Genomic DNA, 2,601 nt, shown 5'->3' on the forward strand with positions numbered 1-2,601 from the left:
ACGAGTGACTTGTTCTGCTATAACCGGTTTATAAAGGGAAAGGCGGAGACTTAATGAATTAAGTCTAACTCTGTGACCGAGGATTGGAATGAGGGGACCAGGTTTCCTGAAACAATCCCATTAATCTCCTGCGTGCGTAACACGGGCAGCGTGTTGGGTTCGAAGCACAGGTAAAGTCGGCAGAAAGAAGGCTAGAGCCACTTATCTAAGAAGGTATGCCAACTGATATGCCGGATGGCTGAAAAGTTAGCTATGGTGAGAATGATCTTAGGATCTGACGAACCTCCGAATGTACGGGTCTATATTCATAACATATGGAAACATATGTCCTGACCAATGATCAGGGTGGATGGCGTAAAGTACGATTGTGATCTAGGAAATACGCTATATCGAACTAAGGCGATATCCAGTCCACAGGCTCAAAGGAGGCACCTAAGGCTCAGCACAAATAGCTAGGTCTCAGGGAACAAGGAAAGCAAGGAACGTCGTAATAGCGGACTGCCATCCCAGACGTCTACTATAAGGCAGAACACATGCCGAAGTGTACTAATCCTTGTGAGAGTAGAGGCACGACCGATGAAATACCTGTAATGGGTGTGGAGGAACAGCCTCAAGTCTTTTTAAATTAATATCAATTTTCCAAAAAGTGAATTGCACCGATCAGGTAGGAACGTGGGAAATCTCCTGAAAGAGGTGAGGCCACAGTGCAAACTCTACGTTACTGGGACTACTACGACATGACGAGTACCTTTACTGACCTATATGAGAACGCTCAAAAAAGGATAGCTTTTAACAATCTTTACGACCTAATAATAACAAAACAAAATATCCTTTTGGCATACCGCACCATAAAGTCAAATAAAGGCTCGGTTACACCCGGAACAGATGGCAAAACGATTGATAACCTAAAGACACTAACTGATGAAGAAATGGTACTCCTAATAAGGAGAAGGCTACTGAATTATCAACCAAAGAAAGTCAGACGAGTCCATATCCCCAAGCCTAACGGGAAAAAAAGGCCGCTGGGTATTCCCTGTATAACCGATAGAATCATTCAGCAATGCTTCAAACAAGTCATTGAACCCATTGCTGAAGCTTATTTCTACAAACATAGTTACGGCTTCAGACCAGTGCGGTCAGCACATAATGCCCTTGCCAGAGTGCAACATTTAATTAATATGGCGAACCTCCACTATGTTGTAGACGTAGACATACAAGGGTTTTTCGATAATGTTAATCACACATTACTCTTAAAACAGCTATGGAACATGGGAATAAGGGATAAAAGAGTACTGAGAATCATCAGCAAAATGCTAAAAGCTGAGATTGAAGGAGAAGGTACCCCATTAAAGGGCACTCCACAGGGTGGAATTTTATCACCACTATTATCCAATATCGTACTAAACGACTTGGACCAATGGGTAGCTGGGCAATGGGTAAACTTTGAAACACAATATGCGTATGCGGGGAACTTTCACAGAATTAGAGCACTCAAGAAAACCAACCTCAAAGAAGGTTACATTGTTCGATACGCAGATGATTTCAAAATACTCTGCCGCGATTGGAAGACAGCCCATAGGTGGTACCATGCAGTCAGACTCTATCTCAAGGATCGTCTTAAACTTGACATCTCACCCGAAAAATCACAAATCGTGAACCTTAGAAAACGAAAATCTGATTTCCTAGGGTTCACTATATGGGCTGAGAAAAAAGGAAAAAAGAGAGTAGCATACACGGGCATAAACAACAAAAAGAAAGAACAGCTCAAGAAGGAAGCAAAAGATCGAATCAAAACAATACACAAATCGCCCACTGCACAAAATGCACTCTTGTTCAATAGCTTTGTACTTGGAATCCACAGGTACTTCTCACGAGCAACACATGTTAGTGTTGAGTTCGCACGACTTGCCTATGATCTGAAAGCATTCACTTACAATCGTCTAAAAGCAATCGGGAAATATCAACATCCAGATATTCCACCACCAACCTACAAAAAGTTCTACAAGAATAACTACAGAACTTTTAAAGTTGCAGGAGTATTCCTATTCCCTTTAAGAGATGTGAAAACGATGAACAACTTATGTTTTCAACAAGATCTAAACCCATTCACATCTGAAGGTAGAACACTACTTCATAAGAAATTAAATCCGGACATAAATTCTGAGATTATTAAACTCATGAAGTCCAACATCCCGGATCGGAGCATCGAATATCTGGATAACAGGTTGAGTAGATACAGTATGAAGGCGGGGAAATGCGAAATTTCAGGCGTCTTCCTTACCGCTGATGAAATACATTGTCATCACCTTCAACCCCTTCACCTTGGAGGAACGGACATGTACAAAAATCTACGAATCCTACACAAAGATATCCATAAAATAATTCATGCATCAATACCGGAGACGATTGTTAAACTCATGTCTACCATTGAAATTTCTGAATCCATAATTCAGAAGATCAACCAGTACCGTAAAATGAGTAACTTGGAACCTATTGATATAAAAATCTAAAAAGATGGAGCGCCGTGTGCGATGAAAGTCGCACGCACGGTGCGGAGAAGGGGAAAAGGCGGTGATCGTATCAAACCCTTACCTATTTCTA

General features: G+C 41.4%; 1 protein-coding gene. It reads left to right on the forward strand.

Features of this window, described 5'->3' with window-relative positions; all coding sequences use genetic code 11:
- The first annotated feature begins 704 nt into the window (after nucleotides 1–704).
- Entirely contained in the window at nucleotides 705–2,510 is a 1,806-nt protein-coding gene (gene ltrA / locus PGL02S_RS27940) for a group II intron reverse transcriptase/maturase (RefSeq protein WP_006210078.1), read from the forward strand.
- Nucleotides 2,511–2,601 lie beyond the last annotated feature (91 nt).

Origin of the sequence: Paenibacillus glucanolyticus NBRC 15330 (genome assembly GCF_004000885.1) — a bacterium.
GTDB lineage: Bacteria > Bacillota > Bacilli > Paenibacillales > Paenibacillaceae > Paenibacillus_AQ > Paenibacillus_AQ glucanolyticus.